12 protein-coding genes are annotated in these 16491 nt (G+C 61.0%); all 12 read right to left on the bottom strand.

The features are described 5' to 3' along the window. A partial coding sequence (locus AAFH49_RS10105; RefSeq protein WP_342297790.1) for a nuclear transport factor 2 family protein occupies positions 1–220 on the bottom strand: 220 nt, incomplete at its 3' end. A gap of 118 nt (positions 221–338) precedes the next feature. Then, positions 339–1703 (bottom strand): MFS transporter, encoded by a 1365-nt coding sequence (locus AAFH49_RS10100; protein WP_342297789.1) that lies wholly within the window; start codon positions 1701–1703, stop codon positions 339–341. Positions 1704–1775: 72 nt separating this feature from the next. After that, positions 1776–2432, bottom strand: coding sequence for a beta/alpha barrel domain-containing protein (locus AAFH49_RS10095; protein ID WP_342297787.1), 657 nt, complete (start codon positions 2430–2432; stop codon positions 1776–1778). A 12-nt stretch (positions 2433–2444) separates the two neighbouring features. After that, the gene (locus AAFH49_RS10090) at positions 2445–3455 is read right to left on the bottom strand and encodes a PfkB family carbohydrate kinase (protein WP_342297785.1); all 1011 of its coding nucleotides are present in this window, start codon (positions 3453–3455) and stop codon (positions 2445–2447) included. A gap of 121 nt (positions 3456–3576) precedes the next feature. Then, positions 3577–5010: a glucuronate isomerase gene (uxaC, locus tag AAFH49_RS10085; protein ID WP_342297784.1), complete on the bottom strand. Its 1434-nt coding sequence runs from the start codon at positions 5008–5010 to the stop codon at positions 3577–3579. Positions 5011–5158: 148 nt separating this feature from the next. Then, entirely contained in the window at positions 5159–6811 is a 1653-nt protein-coding gene (locus AAFH49_RS10080; RefSeq protein WP_342297783.1) for a UxaA family hydrolase, read from the bottom strand. A gap of 139 nt (positions 6812–6950) precedes the next feature. Beyond that, entirely contained in the window at positions 6951–8486 is a 1536-nt protein-coding gene (locus tag AAFH49_RS10075; protein WP_342297781.1) for a tagaturonate reductase, read from the bottom strand. A gap of 55 nt (positions 8487–8541) precedes the next feature. Next, entirely contained in the window at positions 8542–9657 is a 1116-nt protein-coding gene (pelA, locus tag AAFH49_RS10070) for a pectate lyase (RefSeq protein ID WP_342297779.1), read from the bottom strand. A 29-nt stretch (positions 9658–9686) separates the two neighbouring features. Further along, positions 9687–11456, bottom strand: coding sequence for a RagB/SusD family nutrient uptake outer membrane protein (locus tag AAFH49_RS10065; RefSeq protein ID WP_342297777.1), 1770 nt, complete (start codon positions 11454–11456; stop codon positions 9687–9689). Positions 11457–11478: 22 nt separating this feature from the next. Beyond that, complete coding sequence (locus AAFH49_RS10060; RefSeq protein WP_342297775.1) at positions 11479–14733, bottom strand: SusC/RagA family TonB-linked outer membrane protein; 3255 nt, start codon at positions 14731–14733, stop codon at positions 11479–11481. A 42-nt stretch (positions 14734–14775) separates the two neighbouring features. Continuing rightward, positions 14776–15618: a 5-dehydro-4-deoxy-D-glucuronate isomerase gene (kduI, locus tag AAFH49_RS10055; RefSeq protein ID WP_342297774.1), complete on the bottom strand. Its 843-nt coding sequence runs from the start codon at positions 15616–15618 to the stop codon at positions 14776–14778. A 72-nt stretch (positions 15619–15690) separates the two neighbouring features. Next, positions 15691–16461, bottom strand: coding sequence for an SDR family oxidoreductase (locus AAFH49_RS10050; protein ID WP_342297772.1), 771 nt, complete (start codon positions 16459–16461; stop codon positions 15691–15693). Positions 16462–16491 lie beyond the last annotated feature (30 nt).

Here is a 16491-nt window from a genome sequence, read left to right as displayed (position 1 = left end):
TTTTGGTGTTTTCGTGGCCGTCGCCGTGGGTGTATACTAGGTCATCGCCCAGTACTTTTTCGAGCACAGCGTAGTCCTTTTTCACCTGCGCCTCAAAGCGCTGGCGCTCCAGGGCTTCCACTTCTTTTTCGGCAGTCATTTTCTTGGAATTGATAGCCTGAGCGAAGACAAGTAAGGGCAATACCAGCAACAGCGCCAGCAGTAAAGGCCGCGTTTTCATATCCTTAGAATCAGAAATGGTGTAGGGGCGGGGCCTGCCCCAGCCCTCACGTTGAACGGAATCATTACAACGATGCGAACGGGCGGGCGGGGACAGGCCCCGCCCCTACTCCGTGCAGTTATTCGTCGTCGAGCTTGATGGGCTCCATGCGCGGCACCAGCGTGAACATCAGCACCCAGGCCAGCAAATAAGCCGCACCGCAGATGAAGAACATGATGTAGTAGGCTTTTTGAATTTGCCCAATGCTTTCGAAGTACACGAACATGCGCTTCTGCACCAGCGCCGTGAGGGCGATGCCGCCCAAACCGCCCGCCATGCCGCCAATGCCCGTGACCGAGCCCACCGCCCGCTTCGGAAACATATCCGACACGGTGGTGAAAATATTGGCGCTCCAAGCTTGGTGAGCCGCCGCCGCGATGCCGATAACCAGCACCGCCAGCCACATATTCAGCCCGCCCAGCCACTGCGCGGCCACGATGGGAAGCACGCAGAAAGCAATAATCAGCATAGAAGTTTTGCGGGCCTGAAACGCGGGCATCCCCCGCTTGATAAAGCCCAGTGGCAGGTAGCCGCCCCCAATGCTACCGATGCTCGACAGAATATACACCGTGGCAGTAGGCAGGGCCAACTCCGTGCCTTTCAGCCCGTATTGCTTGCCCAGGAAATCGGGCAACCAGAACAGGTAGAACCACCAGATGGGGTCGGTCAGGAACTTGCCCGCCACAAAAGCCCAGGTTTGGCGGTAGCCCAGCAACGTGGCCCAGGAGGCTTTCGGCTTTTCCTCCGTCACGCCCTCGGTGGGCAGGCCGGCTGGAATATCGGCGTTGATGTAATCAAATTCCGCTTTGCTCAGACGCTTGCTGTTGGATGGCGTTTCGTATATCATCATCCAGAGCACCAGCCAGATAAAGCCCAGCGCCCCGGTAATCACAAACGCCCACTGCCAGCCGTAATGCGCGGCAATGAATGGCACGGTGAGCGGCGCTACAATGGCACCCACATTGGCCCCCGAGTTGAAGATGCCCGTCGCCAACGCCCGCTCACGCTGCGGAAACCACTCGGCGATGGTTTTGATGGCCGAAGGAAAGTTGCCGGCTTCCATTACGCCCAGTGCGCCACGGGCCACGCTGAAGCTGAACGTGCCCGTAGTCAGGGCGTGCGCCATTGCGGCGATGCTCCACAGCGTGGTGGCCAAGGCGTAGCCCAGCTTAGTGCCCAGCTTGTCGATAACGCGCCCCACGCCGGCCATGCCCAGCGCGTAGGCTATTTTGAAGGTCAGCTCGATGTTGGCATAGTCGGCCACGCCCCAGCCAAACGCCTTTTCCAGGTCGGGCTTGAGGTAGGAAATAACTGCCCGGTCGAGGTAGTTAATCGTAGTGGCGAAGAATACCAGCGAACAAATGGTCCAACGGTATTTGCCAATGACGGCATTGGCCGTGGCCAGCGGAGAATCAGGCGGAGCCTGCGTGGAAGATGTCATCATCGAGTTCGGGAATTTGAAACCAGGGCATTACTCGGAATCAACCCAATGGCGCGCGTTGCGCACCATCGGGCACTACTTTTTCAGGGTTTCGACCACCTGCATCAGCTGGCCAATGCTGGCAGCCAGGGTGTCGGTATCATCAGCATTTTTGAAGAGCTGCGAGCCCATGCCCACAGCATTCACACCCGCGCCAAACCAGGCCGAAAGGCTGGCCTCGGTGGGCTCCACGCCGCCGGTCACCATGAGTTTGGTGTGAGGCATGGGTCCGCGCAGGGCCTTCACGTAATCAGGACCGACCAGATTGCCGGGAAAGATTTTCACCACGGCCGCGCCTAGTTCGCTGGCGTTGTAAATCTCGGTGGGCGTCATCGCGCCGGGCAGCCACGGAATGTCGTGGGCGCGGCACACCTCGGCGACCTCGGCGGTAGCCAGGGGCTGCACCACGAACTCGGCTCCGGCGGCAATGAATTGCTCAGCCTCAGCGGCTTTGTAAATCGTGCCGATGCCCAGAATCATTTCCGGGCATTGCTGCGCTACAAAATCCTGCAGCTCGGTGAATACCGACAGGGCTTTCTCGCCCCGGTTCACAAACTCGAACACGCGGATGCCGCCCGTGTAGCAGGCCTGCAAAATGCGCTGCGTGTAGGCCGCATCGGCGTGGTAGAACACTGGCACCACCGGGTAGCGGAGCAGCGTGGCAAGGGTTTCGGCGGGAGTATGGCGGGGCATGGTTGGTCGAATTTAGCGCAGCAAACGGCCGCTGGTGTTGCCCTTCATGATTTCTTCCACCTCGGCCACGGTCACCAGGTTGATGTCGCCGTGGATGGTGTGCTTGAGGGCCGAAGCCGCCACGCCAAAGGTGAGGGCCTGCTGCGGATTGTTGTAAGCCAGCGAACCGTAAATGAAGCCGGCCATGAAGGCATCGCCGCCGCCAATGCGGTCGACGATGGGGTTAATGTCGTAGGTGACGGTTTCGAGAAACTGCTGGCCGTCGTAGAAAATGCCTTTCAGGCCATTGTGCGAGGCGCTGTGGGTTTTGCGGCGGGTAGTAACCACCTGCTTTATTTGCGGAAACCGCGCCATTACCTGGCGGGCCACCGACACGAATTTGTTGTCGGTACCGGGCTCGGGCACGATGTCGAACAGGTCCTCGGCGTCGTTCTCGGAGCAGACAACTATATCGCAGCCGGCCACCAGTTCCGCCATCACGCTCTGGGCCGTCTGGCCGTACTGCCACAGGTTGCGGCGGTAGTTCACATCGGCCGATACGGTGATGCCCAGGCGGCGCGCGGCGGCAATGGCCTGGCGCGTAGCCTCGGCCGTGGTAGCCGAAATGGCGGGCGTGATGCCCGTCCAGTGCAGCCAGCCGGCGTTTTTCAGGATTTCATCCCAATTGAATTTGGCCGGGTCGAGGTGGGCGAAGGCCGAGTTGGCGCGGTCGTACACCACTTTGCTGGGGCGCATCCCTGCTCCTACTTCCAGGAAATACAGGCCGAGGCGGTCGCCTTCGTACACGGTGGCGTCCATGTTCACGCCCAGGGCGCGGAACTGCTGGGCAGCGGCGTGGCCGAAATCATTGGCCGGGAAGCAGGTGACATGGGCAGCGGGCACGCCCAGTCCGGCCAGCGAAGCGCCCACGTTGGCGTCGCCGCCGCCGTAGGTGATTTCGAGGTTTTGGGTTTGCGCGAACCGGTAATTCAGCGGCGGCGAGAGCCGCATCATGATTTCGCCGAACGTGACAACTTGCTTCATTCTGGGGTGATAAGTAATGATTGGTTGTAGGGGCGGGGCTTGCCCCCGCCCGGTCGTTGCATCGTTCTCTGACTGTTCAACGATTCGGGCGGGGACAAGCCCCGCCTCTACTTGCTTAATTTTAGGCGGTTACGGCAGCAGCTTCCACCACTTTGCCGAAGCCGAAATACTCCTTGGCGTTGCCGTAGCAGATGTTCTGCACGGTGCGGCCCAGCAATTCCATATCAGCCGGCAGCTCGCCGTTTTCCACATCATTGCCGAGCAGGTTGCAGAGCACGCGGCGGAAATACTCGTGGCGCGGGTACGAGAGGAAGCTGCGCGAATCCGTGAGCATCCCCACGAAGCGCGGCAACAGGCCCATGTTGCTCAGGGCGTTCAGCTGCTTTTCCATGCCGTCCTTCTGGTCGAGGAACCACCAGCCGGAACCGAACTGCATTTTGCCGGCCACCGAGCCGTCGTTGAAGTTGCCAATCATCGTCGCAATCAGGTCGTTGTCGGCCGGGTTGAGGTTGTAAATGATGGTTTTCGCCAGCTTGTCCTGGCCGTCGAGCCGGTCTAAGAAGGTAGACAGAGCGCGACCCTGCGGAAAGTCACCGATGGAATCCCAGCCTGTATCAGGGCCGAGCTCGCGGAGCATCCGCGAGTTGTTGTTGCGCAGCGCGCCGATGTGATACTGTTGCGTCCAGCCCTTCTCCCAGTCCATCTCAGCCAGCAAAACCAGCACGGCAGCCTTGAACTGGTGGTTTTCGGCGTGCGTCAATTCGCTACCACCCCGAATTTTCAGGAAAATGGCGGCGGCTTCTTCAGCAGTGTATTCGGCGGCGTAGATGTGCTCCAAACCGTGGTCCGACAAGCGGCAGCCTACGGTGGCGAAGAAATCGTGGCGGCGGCGCAGGGCCATTTCGAGGTCGGCGAAGGTGTTGATTTCCACTTCGGCCGCCGTTGCCAGCTTGTCGAGGTAGGCGTTGTAGCTGCGGGCATCGTCCACGGCCATCGCCTTGTCGGCGCGGAAGGTGGGCAGCACGTTCACGCCAAAGCCGGCGGCGGCAATGGCTTGGTGGTGCTCCAGCGAATCAGCCGGGTCGTCGGTAGTGCAGAGGGTTTCGACCTGCATCTTTTTGAGCAGGTTTTGCACCGAATATTCTGGCGTCTGGAGCTTGGCGCTGCACTCGTCGTAGATGCGGCGGGCACTGTCCTTGTTCAGCAATTCGGTGATACCGAAGTAGCGCTGCAATTCTAGGTGCGTCCAGTGGTACAGCGGGTTGCGCAGCGTGTACGGCACGGTTTCGGCCCATTTCTCAAACTTCTCCCAGTCCGAAGCATCGCCGGTGATGTAGCGTTCGGGTACGCCGTTGGCCCGCATGGCGCGCCACTTGTAATGGTCGCCGTAGAGCCAGATTTGGGTGATGTTCTCGAACTGCTTGTCCTCGGCAATCTGGTCAGGCAGCAGGTGGTTATGATAGTCGATGATGGGCATCTGCTTCGCATACTCGTGGTAGAGCGTGCTGGCCGTGGCCGTCTGGAGCAGGAAATCGTCGTTGAGAAAAGGCTTCATAATCAATCAGGAAGGCAGAACCAGGGTTCTGATAAATTCGAATGATTTCAGGAGTCGAAGGTAGGCCGGGGCGGGGCGCGTTGCCCTCATGGACTGTCCTGATTCCGGTATTTATTAGCGAAAACGGTTGCGTAAATTCTTTGGAGGACTACAACGACACGCCGCGTTTCCACGGAATGAAATCGGTCTGGTCGTGGCGCACGGCGGCCACTTCCTCCCCGCTGGCCACCCGAATGACGTAATCAAGAATGCGCTCGCCGGCCTGCTCGATTGTCTCCTCGCCGTCAATCACGGTGCCCGTGTTCACGTCGATAATGTCGGGCATCCGCCGCGCCAAAGCCGTGTTGCTGGACACCTTGATAACCGGCGCGATGGGGTTGCCGGTAGGTGTACCCAGACCGGTGGTGAAGAGAACGATGTTGGCCCCCGACCCTACTTCGGCCGTCGTGGATTCCACATCGTTGCCAGGCGTGCAAAGCAGGTTCAAACCCGGCTTGGTCACCAATTCGGGATAGTCGAGCACGGCTACCACGGGCGAGGAACCGCCCTTGCGGGCCGCGCCGGCCGATTTCATGGCGTCGGTAATCAGACCGTCGCGGATGTTACCAGGCGAAGGGTTCATGTCAAAGCCCGAGCCGACAGCCACAGCTGAGTCTCCATAGGCCTTCATCAGGCTGCTGAAACGCTCGGCGGTTTCCTGGTTCACGCTGCGGTCCACCAGTTCCTGCTCCACGCCGCACAGCTCTGGGAATTCGGCCAGGATGACCGAGCCGCCAAGCGCCACCAGCATATCGGAAACGTGGCCCAGGGCCGGGTTGGCCGAAATGCCGGAGAAGCCGTCGGAGCCGCCGCATTCCAGCCCGATGTTCAGGGCCTTCAGCGGCGCAGGCTCGCGGCGGGCCTGGTTGGCAATCATCAAACCGGCGAAAGTTTGACGTAGCGCGGTGCTGATGAGAGTTTCCTCGGTGCCCAGTTTCTGCTGGTCGAGGATGTAGAGGGGTTTGCTGAAATTGGGGTCGCGCTTGGCGATTTCGTCCTGTAGCATGCTGGCCTGTGCGTTCTGGCAGCCGAGGCTGAGCACGGTGGCACCGGCCACGTTGGGGTGCGTGATGTAGCCGGCCAGCAGGCCGCACAGCGTCTGGGCATCCTGGCGGATGCCGCCGCAACCGCCCTCGTGCGAGAGAAAGCGGATGCCGTCCACGTTCGGGAATGGGCGGGCATTCTGGGCCAAGTCGGCGCTGGCTTCGAGGTCGGCGCTGAGGATTTCCTCTACTGTTTTGCCGGCTTGCATTAGTTCTACCAGCTTGCGGGTTTCGGGCTGGTAGGTTTTGCGGCGGGCGTAGCCGAGGTCAGTTATCAAAGCATCCTGCAACACCTGGATGTTGCGGTTTTCGCAGAATACCAGCGGGATAACCAGCCAGTAGTTGGCGGTGCCCACGCGGCCATCGGCACGGTGATAGCCCTGGAAGGTGCGGTCCTGCCAGGCGGTTACGTCGGGCGCGGTCCAGGCGGCGCGTTGGTGGGCGTGCTCGTCGTAGCTGTTGGTGGCGTGCTGAATATTGGCAGTGGTGAGACGACCGCCGGGGCGGATGGCCTCGCGGGCAGTGCCCACGAGCACGCCGTACATGGTCACGGGCTGGCCCGCGCTCAGGCCCAGGGGCGCGAGCTTGTGTTTGGCCGGAATGGCTTCAGCGGTGGTGATAAAGCCGTTTTCCCAAGGCACTTCGGTGCCGATGGGCAGGTCGACAAGGGCGACCAGCACGTTATCGGCGGGGTGAATGCGGGCAACTTGGTGTTTCATATCAGCGGGTAATTATCGGGAAATCGTCAGGCCAAGCGCGGCCGCAGCATCTCTGCCGCTTCGTTGCAGCGAAGGAGGTAATCTCAGGGCAGAGACACTTTGGCTCACTCACTCAGCATGACGTTTTTCTTAGGCTTAATCAGGAATTAACAACGGCGGCTTTTTTGGTAAAAAATGCGGCCAGCGTGGCGGGCGCGCCTTCTTCCAACAACTGCGCGAGGTAATGGCTTACTTTATCGGCGAAGCCGGGCAGGCGGGTGAGGTCGTGGCCCCAGAGGGCGGTGTTGCGCAGGGCGGCATTGGTCAGCTCCTCGGGCGAAAACTTGGTCCACAGCTCGGCGAAGTAGCCGGCGCGGTCGTCCTGAATGGTGTAGGGCTGACCATTGGCTTCGCCCTGGCCAGTGCTGGCTCCGGTGGCAGTGTTGCGCATGAATAGCAGGTAGGCCGCGAAGCCTAGCGCCATGTAGTGCGGCACGGCATTGTGCGTCTGGTAGTAGTGCAGCAGCGTGGGCACGTTGCGCATCTGCATTTTGGCGGTGCCCTGCATGGCGATGGCCAGCCAGCGGTGCTCCAAGTAAGGGTTGCGGAAACGGTCGAGGACCTGCATCCCGAAGCGCTGGCCTACTTTCTCATCTACTGCGAACGGGATGCCGGGCAGCAAATCAGCTAGCATCAGGTTGTGGATGAATCGCGCCAGGTCTTCGTTTTCCAGCGACTCGCGCACCGTGGTGCAGCCGGCCAGATGGGCCAGGGCATAGCTGAGCGTGTGCGTACCGTTCAGCAAACGCAGCTTCAACTCGCGAAACAGCGTGATGTCGGGCCGGATAACCACGCCCGTGGCGGCCGTGTGAAACGACAGCACCTCGCGCACCCGCTCGCCGCCCTCAATGGCCCAGAGTGAGTAGGCTTCGGCCATGGTCAGCAGGTCATCCTGGTAGCCGAGGTCGGCTTGCAGGGCTTCGTAGGCGGCGGGCTCGGGGCGGCCGGGCACAATGCGGTCGACCAGCGTATTGCAGAAATCGTTGGCCGCTTCGAGCCAGTCGATGAAGGCGCTGCCGAGGTCGTTGCGGTGCGCCAGCTCCAGCACAATGGCCTCGAGCTTGCGGCCGTTGTCGGGAATCAACTCCGTAGGCACAATAACCAAACCACGGTTCACATCGCCTTTGAAAGCCTCAAAACGAGCATAGAGCACGGCCAGCAACTTGCCAGGGAAAGACGTAGGCGGCGTGAGGTGAATGTCCTCGTTCACCAGTTGAATGCCGACTTCGGTGGTGTTCGAAATCACCACCTGCAGGTCGGGGCTGGCGGCGAATTTCAGCACGTCAGCCCACTGGCTTTTGGCCGAGAGCACGCGGCTGATGCTGGCGCACACCACGTTTTCTTCCACGGGGTGGCCGTCGTCCACGCCGCGCACGCACACGGTGTACAGGTTGTCCTGACGTTCGAAGGCCGTGGCGTCGCCGCCGTCGGTGCTTTTCACCACCACAATGCGGCCGTTGAACACGCCGTGGCGGTTGGCCTCGTCAATCATGAAATCGGGCAGGCCGCGCAGCAGCACGCCGGTGCCGAACTGCAGCACCTTTTCGGGCAGCGCAAACAGCGCCGGAGTGGGCCAGGACACGGCGGCCGAAGTAAGAGGAGTGGCCAGGGCCAGTTGTTGGGTGAGCGTGTCCATGTCGATGGGGCTGGAAATAGGATTGGTTGCTGAACGAAGCTAGAATTCGGGGCGGCTAGCGCCCTCCCGTACTCACCCGCTTCTGCCAGGCCGGATATTCTTTTTTCAATAATTTTTCGGGCCAAACGCCGGCGTAGAGGTAGCCGGCGCGGCGCTCGTTTTCAATTTCGGTGAGCTGGTAGTGCACCTGACTGTCGCGCCCCACGTAGATGGGGCGGTCGGTATCAAGCTCATAGAAACGCGCCCAGAGTACCGCGCCCGGCGTGGGCACGATAACGCGGTCGAGCACTTTCTTGGAAGATGGCAGCGTAACTTCCTTCACCGCATAGCCATCCATTTTCACTTTCTCGAACCACGCCACGGCGCTGTCGATGGCTTTGCACACTTCGGCCGAGGGCTTTTCAATGCCCATCAGAAACCGGACGATGTCCACCGACTCATCCCCGCTCAGCGAGGCCAGCTCGAAGGCGCGGGCCTTGGCCGGTTGCAGGGTTTTCTCGTCATACTGGGCGCACCAGGCCGTGGGCTGGCCCTTGCGCACATATTGGGTTTTCAGCATGCAGCTGATGCCGCGCTCCTCAGCCTTGATGGCCTGGGGCACCAGTTTGGCATCGAGGCCGGTGAAGGGGGCCTGCTGGCGGGCTACTTTGCGCAGCACTTCCAGCACGCGCACCATGGCGTTGTCGTTGTAGGTAATCTGGTGGCGGTAGTTGCTGAAATCGGGGTAATACTGCGGGAAGCCGCCGTTGGCGTACTGCATTTTCAGCAGGAAGCGAATACCGGCTTCGGCCCCGGCACGGTAGGCCGGGTTGTTGGTTTTCTGATACGCCTCGGCCAGGTAGCTGATTTCGCGGCTCGTGGCGTTGTTATCAATCGTGGCATCGTTGCGGTTTTTATCACGCAGCGTGGCAGCCCGCTCATCAGCACCCAGCGGGTGCGAGTAGTCCACCTTTTTGGTACCCACGGCCTTGGGCCAGCCGCCCACGGAACGCTGAAACACCAGCATCTTTTCGGCGATGGTGTCCTGCACCACGGCTTGCGCTGGCGCTGCCTGGACGGCCCGGAAAAGCTCCGGACCGCCCGTGGCTACCGCTTCCTGTTGGGTCGGCGTAGTTCCAAGTCCCACCTTGCCCAGCCCTGCCAGCAGGAGCAGTATTTGCAGCGTCATCATGCGTTGAATGTGAAGGCCGAAGCCCAGGATTAGTATTTAGGATTCTGGCGCAGGTTGATGTTATTGTCGATGGCCACCTGCGGGATAGGCAGCAGCTCCGACTTGCCTGGCTGAAATCCGGAAGCAAATGAGGTGGTAGATGCCACCGAAATGCTGCGCAGCCACTGTATGCCGGTGGTTTTGAAGCCCGTGGGTACCGTGGCCGGCTTGGGGCGCCGGAACGAGGTAAGCTGCATGCCTTCCCCAACTTGCTTCCAGTACACCAGGCTGGGTTTGGTCAGCGTGTCGCTCTTGAGCAGCAGCAGGTTGGCGCGGGTAGCCGCAATCCGGCTGCCCAGCAGGTTCCAGCGAATGAGGTCGTACTTGCGGATGCCTTCGCCGCCAAATTCCAGGTATCGCTCGTTTACCAGGGCCGTGAAGAACCCCACCTTATCCGTCGGCGTGGTGCCGATGCTGGTGGGGCTGGTGCGGTAGGCGCGGCGGCGCACCTGCTCCAGGGCAGCCACCGGGGTCAGGCCGTTGTAGGCGGCGGTCGGGCCGGCCAGCTCGTTCTGGGCTTCGGCAAACATCAGCAACACGTCGGCGTAGCGCAGCAGGGCCCAGTTGAAGCCCAGGTACTGAATCTGGCCCGGCACAAAGGGAACGCGCCAGTCGCGGCGGAGCTTGCCATCGGTGAGCCCCAGCAGCGTAGTAGGCGTTTGTAGGTTGGTGCTGCCGATGGAGTAGTACGTGATGGTGACATCGCGGCGGGTGTCCAGCGAGTCGAAGGCGTAGAAGTAAGTCGGCAGCACGTTCAGGCCGGGGTTGCCCTGCCCGTAGCGGGAAGCCTGGTCGATTTTCGGACCGGTATAGTAGCCCAGCTTGCTGTCGGAGATTGCCGAGCCGCCGGCCATGGCCGCTTCAAACATGATTTCGCTGTTATCAACTTTCAGCTCATTCACGTTTTTAAACAGGGTATAAAAGTTGCCGTTGAGGCTGTGCTCGCCGCTCTGGATGATTTCGGAGCACTCGTTGCGGGCTATTTCGTAAAACTGCTGTGGGTTGCTTCCCTGGCGCATGTTGCCATCGGAGCGCAGCGCGTAGCCGGCCCGGTACAGAGCAATGCGCGCACGGAGGCCCTTCACGGCTCCCTTGGTGATGTGCTCGTCGGTGGTGCCGGCCTGCGAGCGCCAGGGCACCAGGGTTTCGGCCAGCAGCAGGTCGGCCAGCAGGTGTTCGTAGGTCGCGTCGCGGTCGGCGTTGGGCAGGCGCAGGTCGGGGGTGGCGGAGGCGGGCAGGAAGGGCGCGGGCACATCGCCCCAGTTGCGAATCAGCTCAAGCATATACTGCGCCCGCAGTGTGAGGGCCTGGCCGTACATGCTTTTCATGGCCGCCTGCTCGGCAGCAGTGCCACCGGTGTAGAGCGGCGACTGCGGAATGTTCTGAATGCACACGTTGGCGCGCTCCACGCCCTGGTACAGGGCATTCCAGGGCAAATTCAGCTCGGTGTTGTTGGCATCCAGAATATAGCGGGCAATGCCGCGCCGCCCCTGGTCGACAGTGGTACCACCCGACACCTGAATGTCGTCGGAATCGTAAGGGAAGTAGGCACTGAGGCGCTGCCCGTAGGTAAAATCACCCGACAGCAAATCATAAGCTCCGGTCAGGGCGCTGGACGTGCCACTCACGCTGGTGAACACGTATTGGGAATCGACCGACGAAACCGGCTCCACGTTGAGGTAGTCTTTGCACGAGAACGTGCTGCCTAGGGAGGCAATGGCCAGGCCCAGTAGGAGGCGGCGGCTAGCTATATTTTTCATACGAATGGGTGGGATAGCCTCGTTAAAAAGTCAGGTTCAGGCCAGCCAGCATGGCGCGGCTGCGGGGGTAGGCCGCGTAGTCGAGGCCGGGCGATAGCGGCGAGCGGGGGCGGGCACTCACCTCGGGGTCGTAGCCGCTGTATTTGGTGAACGTGTAGAGGTTGCTGGCCGTGACGTAGAAGCGCACGGTGGTGATTTTGGCACGCTGCGTCAGGGCCTTCGGCAGCGTGTAGCCCAGCGTCAGGTTGTTGAGGCGCAGGAAGGAACCGTTCTCGATGTTGGCCGAGGAGGTGATGTAGCGCCCGCGCGATGGCGTGGGTGAGGTAGCATTCTGGTTGATTTGCTCCAGGCGGCCGATGTCGGTTACCAGCTGGCCGGTTACGGGGTCGTTGGTGCGGTACGTGCCGCTGTTGTAGGCGCTGCTCAGTAGGTTGGTGTTGGCGTAGAGGGCGCTCGAGAACTCCACCTTGTTGGCGTTGTAGATGTCGTTGCCCACCACCCAGTTCACGAAGATGCTGGCATCGAAGCCCTTGTAGGCAAACTGGTTGTTTAAGCCGCCCGTGAATTTGGGGTTGGTGTTGCCGATAACCGTGCGGTCGAGCTCGGTGATGAGGCCGTCGCCGTTGAGGTCCTTGAAGCGAATGTCGCCGGGGCCTTCCGGAGCAAAGGCGTTGGGATTGACGGCCACGCCGGTTTTGGGCTTCCAGGTGCGGGCCACGCCGGCCGTGTAGCCCTCAAAGTCGCTGGCTTTGTAGAAGCCGTCGGCCACGTAGCCATACACCTGGCCCAGCGGCTTGCCCACCTGAATGAGGTAGTCGGAGCTGGGACCATCGGAGCCGGCCCAGTTGGAGTTGAACAGGAAGAAATCGGCCCCATCGCCCAGGCTTTCCACCTGGTTGCGGTTGATGGACAGGTTGGTGTTGGCCGTCCAGGTAAAGTCCGGCGTTTGGAACACTGTGCCGCTCAGCTGAAACTCGACGCCTTTGTTCGAGGTTTTGCCCACGTTTTGCTGCTGCAGCGAGTAGCCCGAGGTGGAGGGCACCGCCTTGCTCAGCAGCAGGTCGTAGGTGTTGTTGTAGTAAGCATCCACCGTAAACTGCACCCGGTTGTTGAACAGGGCCAGGTCCAAGCCCACGTTGCGCGAGGCGGTGGTTTCCCATTTCAGAAACTGGTTGGCCAGGGCCGTGCTGGCCAGGCCCGGCACCAGCGTTTCGCCAAAGCCGTACTGCGACGTAGCCGGGCCGCTGGCGGGGTTGATGGGTGGCACCAATACCCCAAACTGCGACAGGTACAGCGCGTCGCCAATGCGGTTGTTGCCGGACAGGCCGTAGCTCAAGCGCAGCTTCAGGTCCGAAATCGTGTTGGTGTAAGGCTGCATGAATCCCTCCTTCGACAAGCGCCAGGCCACCGAAGCGGCCGGGAAATAGCCCACCCGGCGGCCCGGGGCGAACTTCGACGAGCCATCGGCCCGGAACGTCGCCGTGAGCAGGTACTTATCGTCGTAGTTGTAGCTCAGGCGCGAAAAGCCCGACAGCAGGCGGCTGGTGACGTTGCTGGAGCTCAGCGTGGGCTGCACGCCCGCCGGCGGGGCACTCTGGTTGATACCAGCCAAAGCGCGTTCGGCAGTGATGGTCGAGGGCAGGTAGAGCACGCCCACGTTGAGGCCGGTCGTGTTAATCTGGTACGTCTCCTGGCCCACCAACGCGTCGAAGCTGTGCTTGCCTTTGTTGAAATTGTAGGTCAGCACGTTGTTGTTGTTCACCGTCACCGTCTCGGCGGTGTTGATGGAAGCGGTGGGCATATTGCCGTTCTGGCGGGCCACCGGCGTCACCGGGCCGTTGAAGGCATTCTGAACCTGGTTGGTCGTTTCCACGCCCACGGTCGAGCGGAAAGTCAGGTTTTTGCGGAACGAATAGCTAGCCGAGCCGTTGACGTTGAGCACTTTCTGGGTATTGCGGCGGTACTCTTGGTTGATGAGCGTCACTGCATTTCCCAAACGGGCACCCGAAGTGGCCTGCGATTCATCAAAAGCATCCTGGTCCTGCACCGCGCCCCCAACGAAGTCGAAAGGCCGGTATTCGATAACGTTGCGCAAGCGCGAAGTCGTCGAGGTGCCTGTCGAGCTGGTGCCCGAGCCCTGGGTATTGGTCACATTGTAACGAGCGTTGAAACCGGCCCGGAATTTTTCACTCACTTTGCTGTCGAGGCGGAAATTCACCAGATAGCGGTCAAACCCCGAATTGAGCTGGATGCCGTCCTCGGTGTTGCGGGTCAGGCTAAGCGAGTAATTGGTGCCCTTGGCCCCCCCGGCAATAGACACGTTGTGGGTTTGCTGGAAAGCATCGCGCCCGAACACCCGCTCCTGCCAGTCAATGTTGGGCAGGTTATTAAATGAGCTCAGGCTGTCGTAGCGCAAAGTGCCGTACGTTTTCTTGAAGTCGGCTTGGGCCGTGGTGCCGGCCAGCTGGGCCCGCTCGTACTGATAGCGCACAAAGTCGCCCGGGCCGAGAATGTCCAGTTTTTTGGAAATCTGACGCACCCCCGCAAAACCAGTGTAGCTCACCGTAGTGCGGCCTTCTTTGCCAATTTTAGTGGTGATAATAACTACGCCATTGGCCCCACGAGCGCCGTAGATGGCGGTGGCCGAAGCATCCTTCAGCACATCGACCGACTGAATGTCCTGCGGGGCAATGGTGGACAGCGCGTTTTCTACCTGCACACCGTCTACCACATACAGCGGCGAGTTGTCCTGCGTAATAGAGCCGCCGCCGCGCACCCGCACCGTCACGGCTGCGCCCGGCGTTCCCTCAGAAGTAGTGAGCTGCACCCCGGCCAAACGGCCGGTCAGCGCTTCGGCCGCCGAGTTCACCGGCACGTCCTTAATCTGCTGCGCGCTCACCGACGATACCGAGCCGGTCACATCGCGGCGCTGCACTTCCTGGTAGCCAATCACCACCACATCATCCAGCTGCTTGCTGTCCGAAGCCAGCGTGACGTTGATGGTGGACTGGCTGCCCACTTTCACCGCCTGCGACACGTAGCCCACGTAGCTGAAACGCAGCGTGGCGTTGGCGCTATTGGCGGGCAGCGTGATGGAAAAGTCGCCATTCGCCCCGGTCGAGGCACCGTTGGTGGTGCCTTCCACCAGCACGGTCACGCCCGGCAGGGTTTCCCCGTCGGCCGCCTTCACAACGCCCTGAACCTGTCGGCTTTGTGCCGCCGCCAGCCCGATGCTCCCCAGGAGCAGCAGCCAGAGCAGGAGAAGATGTTTTTTCATCAGATAACTAAATTTGGGTGGGAGTTTTTGTTAATCAGCTGGTTAACGCAGCGTGTCGAGGGGCACGGCATCCATGTCGGTGTATTCGCGGTTTTCGCCGGCCATGCCCCAGATGAAGGCATAGTTGCTGGTGCCGCAGCCGGTGTGGATGGACCACGGCGGCGAAAGAATGGCCTGCTCGTTGCTCACCCACAGCGGGCGGGTTTCGGTGGACTCGCCCAGCAGGTGCAGCACGCGCTGGCCCTGGGGCATATTGAAGTAGAGGTAAGCCTCCATGCGCCGGTCATGGGTGTGCGAGGGCATAGTGTTCCACACCGAGCCCGCTTTGAGCTGCGTGAGGCCCATCACCAGTTGGCAGCTCTGGATGCCTTCGGCGTAGATGTATTTGTAGATGGTGCGCTCGTTGGCAGTTTCCATCGCGCCCATTTGCACGGGCGTGGCTTCGGCCTGGGTGCGGCGGGCGGTGGGATGCACGGCATGCGCCGGAGCCGAAAGCAGGTAAAACTTAGCCGGATTGGCCGCATCAGCGCTGGCGAAGGATACTTCCTTGCTGCCCATGCCCACATACAGGCAGTCCTGGTTGCCCAGCTCGTACACCTTGCCATCCACCGTAATGGTGCCGGCCCCGCCTACGTTGAGCGCGCCCAACTCGCGGCGCTCCAGGAAAAAGTTGGCCTTCAGCGACTCAGGGCAGGGCAGCGTCAGCGCGGCCGAGGTGGGCTGCGCGCCGCCCACAATCATGCGGTCGTAGTGCGTGTAGGTCAGCTCGATTTCGCCGGCCGTGAAGATGTTCTCAATCAGGAAATGCTCCCGGATACCGCTCGTGTTGAGGGTGGCAGTTTCGCGGGGGCCAATGGCAAAGCGCTGGGTCATCTGGGTAATCATGGGTTATGAATGTTGAGTGTTGAGTTATGCAGGGTTGAGGTTTGAATTCAACCCACAAAGCTCAACATTTCATTAGCGCCCCATCCAGCCGCCGTCGACGGTGAGGATGGTGCCGTGCACGTAGTCACTAGCGGCAGAGGCAAGGAATACGGCGGGGCCTTGATAATCAGTGGGCAGGGCCCAGCGGCCGGCCGGAATGCGCGAGAGGATGGCGGCGCTGCGTTCCTCGTCCTGGCGCAGGGCAGCGGTGTTGTCGGTGGCCACGTAGCCGGGCGCGATGGCGTTCACGTTCACCCCGCGGCCAGCCCACTCGTTGGCGAGGGCTTTCACCAAGCTGCCCACGCCGCCTTTGCTGGCCGCGTAGCTGGGCACGTTGATGCCGCCCTGGAAGGTGAGCAGCGACGCCGTGAAGATGATTTTGCCGCTGCCGTTTTTCAACATCTGGCCGCCAATGGCGCGGGCCAGGCGGAACGGCGCGTCGAGGTTGATGCTGAGCACAGCATCCCAGTCTTCGTCGGAATGCTCGGCGGCGGGGGCGCGGCGGATGATGCCGGCGTTGTTGAACAGAATGTCGATGACCGGAAAGTCGGCCTGCACTTCCTTGATGAAGCCCTGCAACTCGTCGAGCTTGCCGAAATCGGCCTGGTAACCCCGGTACTCGCGGCCCAATGCCTGCACGGCAACTTCGGTTTCGCCGCCGGCGGGCATGTGCATGGATACACCGATGATGTCGGCGCCCGCCTCGGCCAAACCGAGGGCGATGGCTTGCCCGATACCCCGGTCGCAACCCGTAACGAGGGCACGCTTGCCGGCTAAGCTAAATGCAGAAGAAAATGCGGTCATAAAAGGGACGATGTTGAGACGATAGAGCAG

The organism is Hymenobacter segetis (assembly GCF_038448715.1).
Classification (GTDB): domain Bacteria; phylum Bacteroidota; class Bacteroidia; order Cytophagales; family Hymenobacteraceae; genus Hymenobacter; species Hymenobacter segetis.
Note: the sequence above shows the minus strand (reverse complement) of the source record. Positions and strands in the feature narration are given on the sequence as shown.

Excerpts from the sequence above, each read along its gene's own strand:
- AAFH49_RS10100 (WP_342297789.1), bottom strand. The coding sequence starts at position 1,703 with ATGATGACATCTTCCACGCAGGCTCCGCCTGATTCTCCGCTGGCCACG.
- AAFH49_RS10095 (WP_342297787.1), bottom strand. The coding sequence starts at position 2,432 with ATGCCCCGCCATACTCCCGCCGAAACCCTTGCCACGCTGCTCCGCTAC.
- AAFH49_RS10090 (WP_342297785.1), bottom strand. The coding sequence starts at position 3,455 with ATGAAGCAAGTTGTCACGTTCGGCGAAATCATGATGCGGCTCTCGCCG.
- uxaC (WP_342297784.1), bottom strand. The coding sequence starts at position 5,010 with ATGAAGCCTTTTCTCAACGACGATTTCCTGCTCCAGACGGCCACGGCC.
- AAFH49_RS10080 (WP_342297783.1), bottom strand. The coding sequence starts at position 6,811 with ATGAAACACCAAGTTGCCCGCATTCACCCCGCCGATAACGTGCTGGTC.
- AAFH49_RS10075 (WP_342297781.1), bottom strand. The coding sequence starts at position 8,486 with ATGGACACGCTCACCCAACAACTGGCCCTGGCCACTCCTCTTACTTCG.
- pelA (WP_342297779.1), bottom strand. The coding sequence starts at position 9,657 with ATGATGACGCTGCAAATACTGCTCCTGCTGGCAGGGCTGGGCAAGGTG.
- AAFH49_RS10065 (WP_342297777.1), bottom strand. The coding sequence starts at position 11,456 with ATGAAAAATATAGCTAGCCGCCGCCTCCTACTGGGCCTGGCCATTGCC.
- AAFH49_RS10060 (WP_342297775.1), bottom strand. The coding sequence starts at position 14,733 with ATGAAAAAACATCTTCTCCTGCTCTGGCTGCTGCTCCTGGGGAGCATC.
- kduI (WP_342297774.1), bottom strand. The coding sequence starts at position 15,618 with ATGATTACCCAGATGACCCAGCGCTTTGCCATTGGCCCCCGCGAAACT.
- AAFH49_RS10050 (WP_342297772.1), bottom strand. The coding sequence starts at position 16,461 with ATGACCGCATTTTCTTCTGCATTTAGCTTAGCCGGCAAGCGTGCCCTC.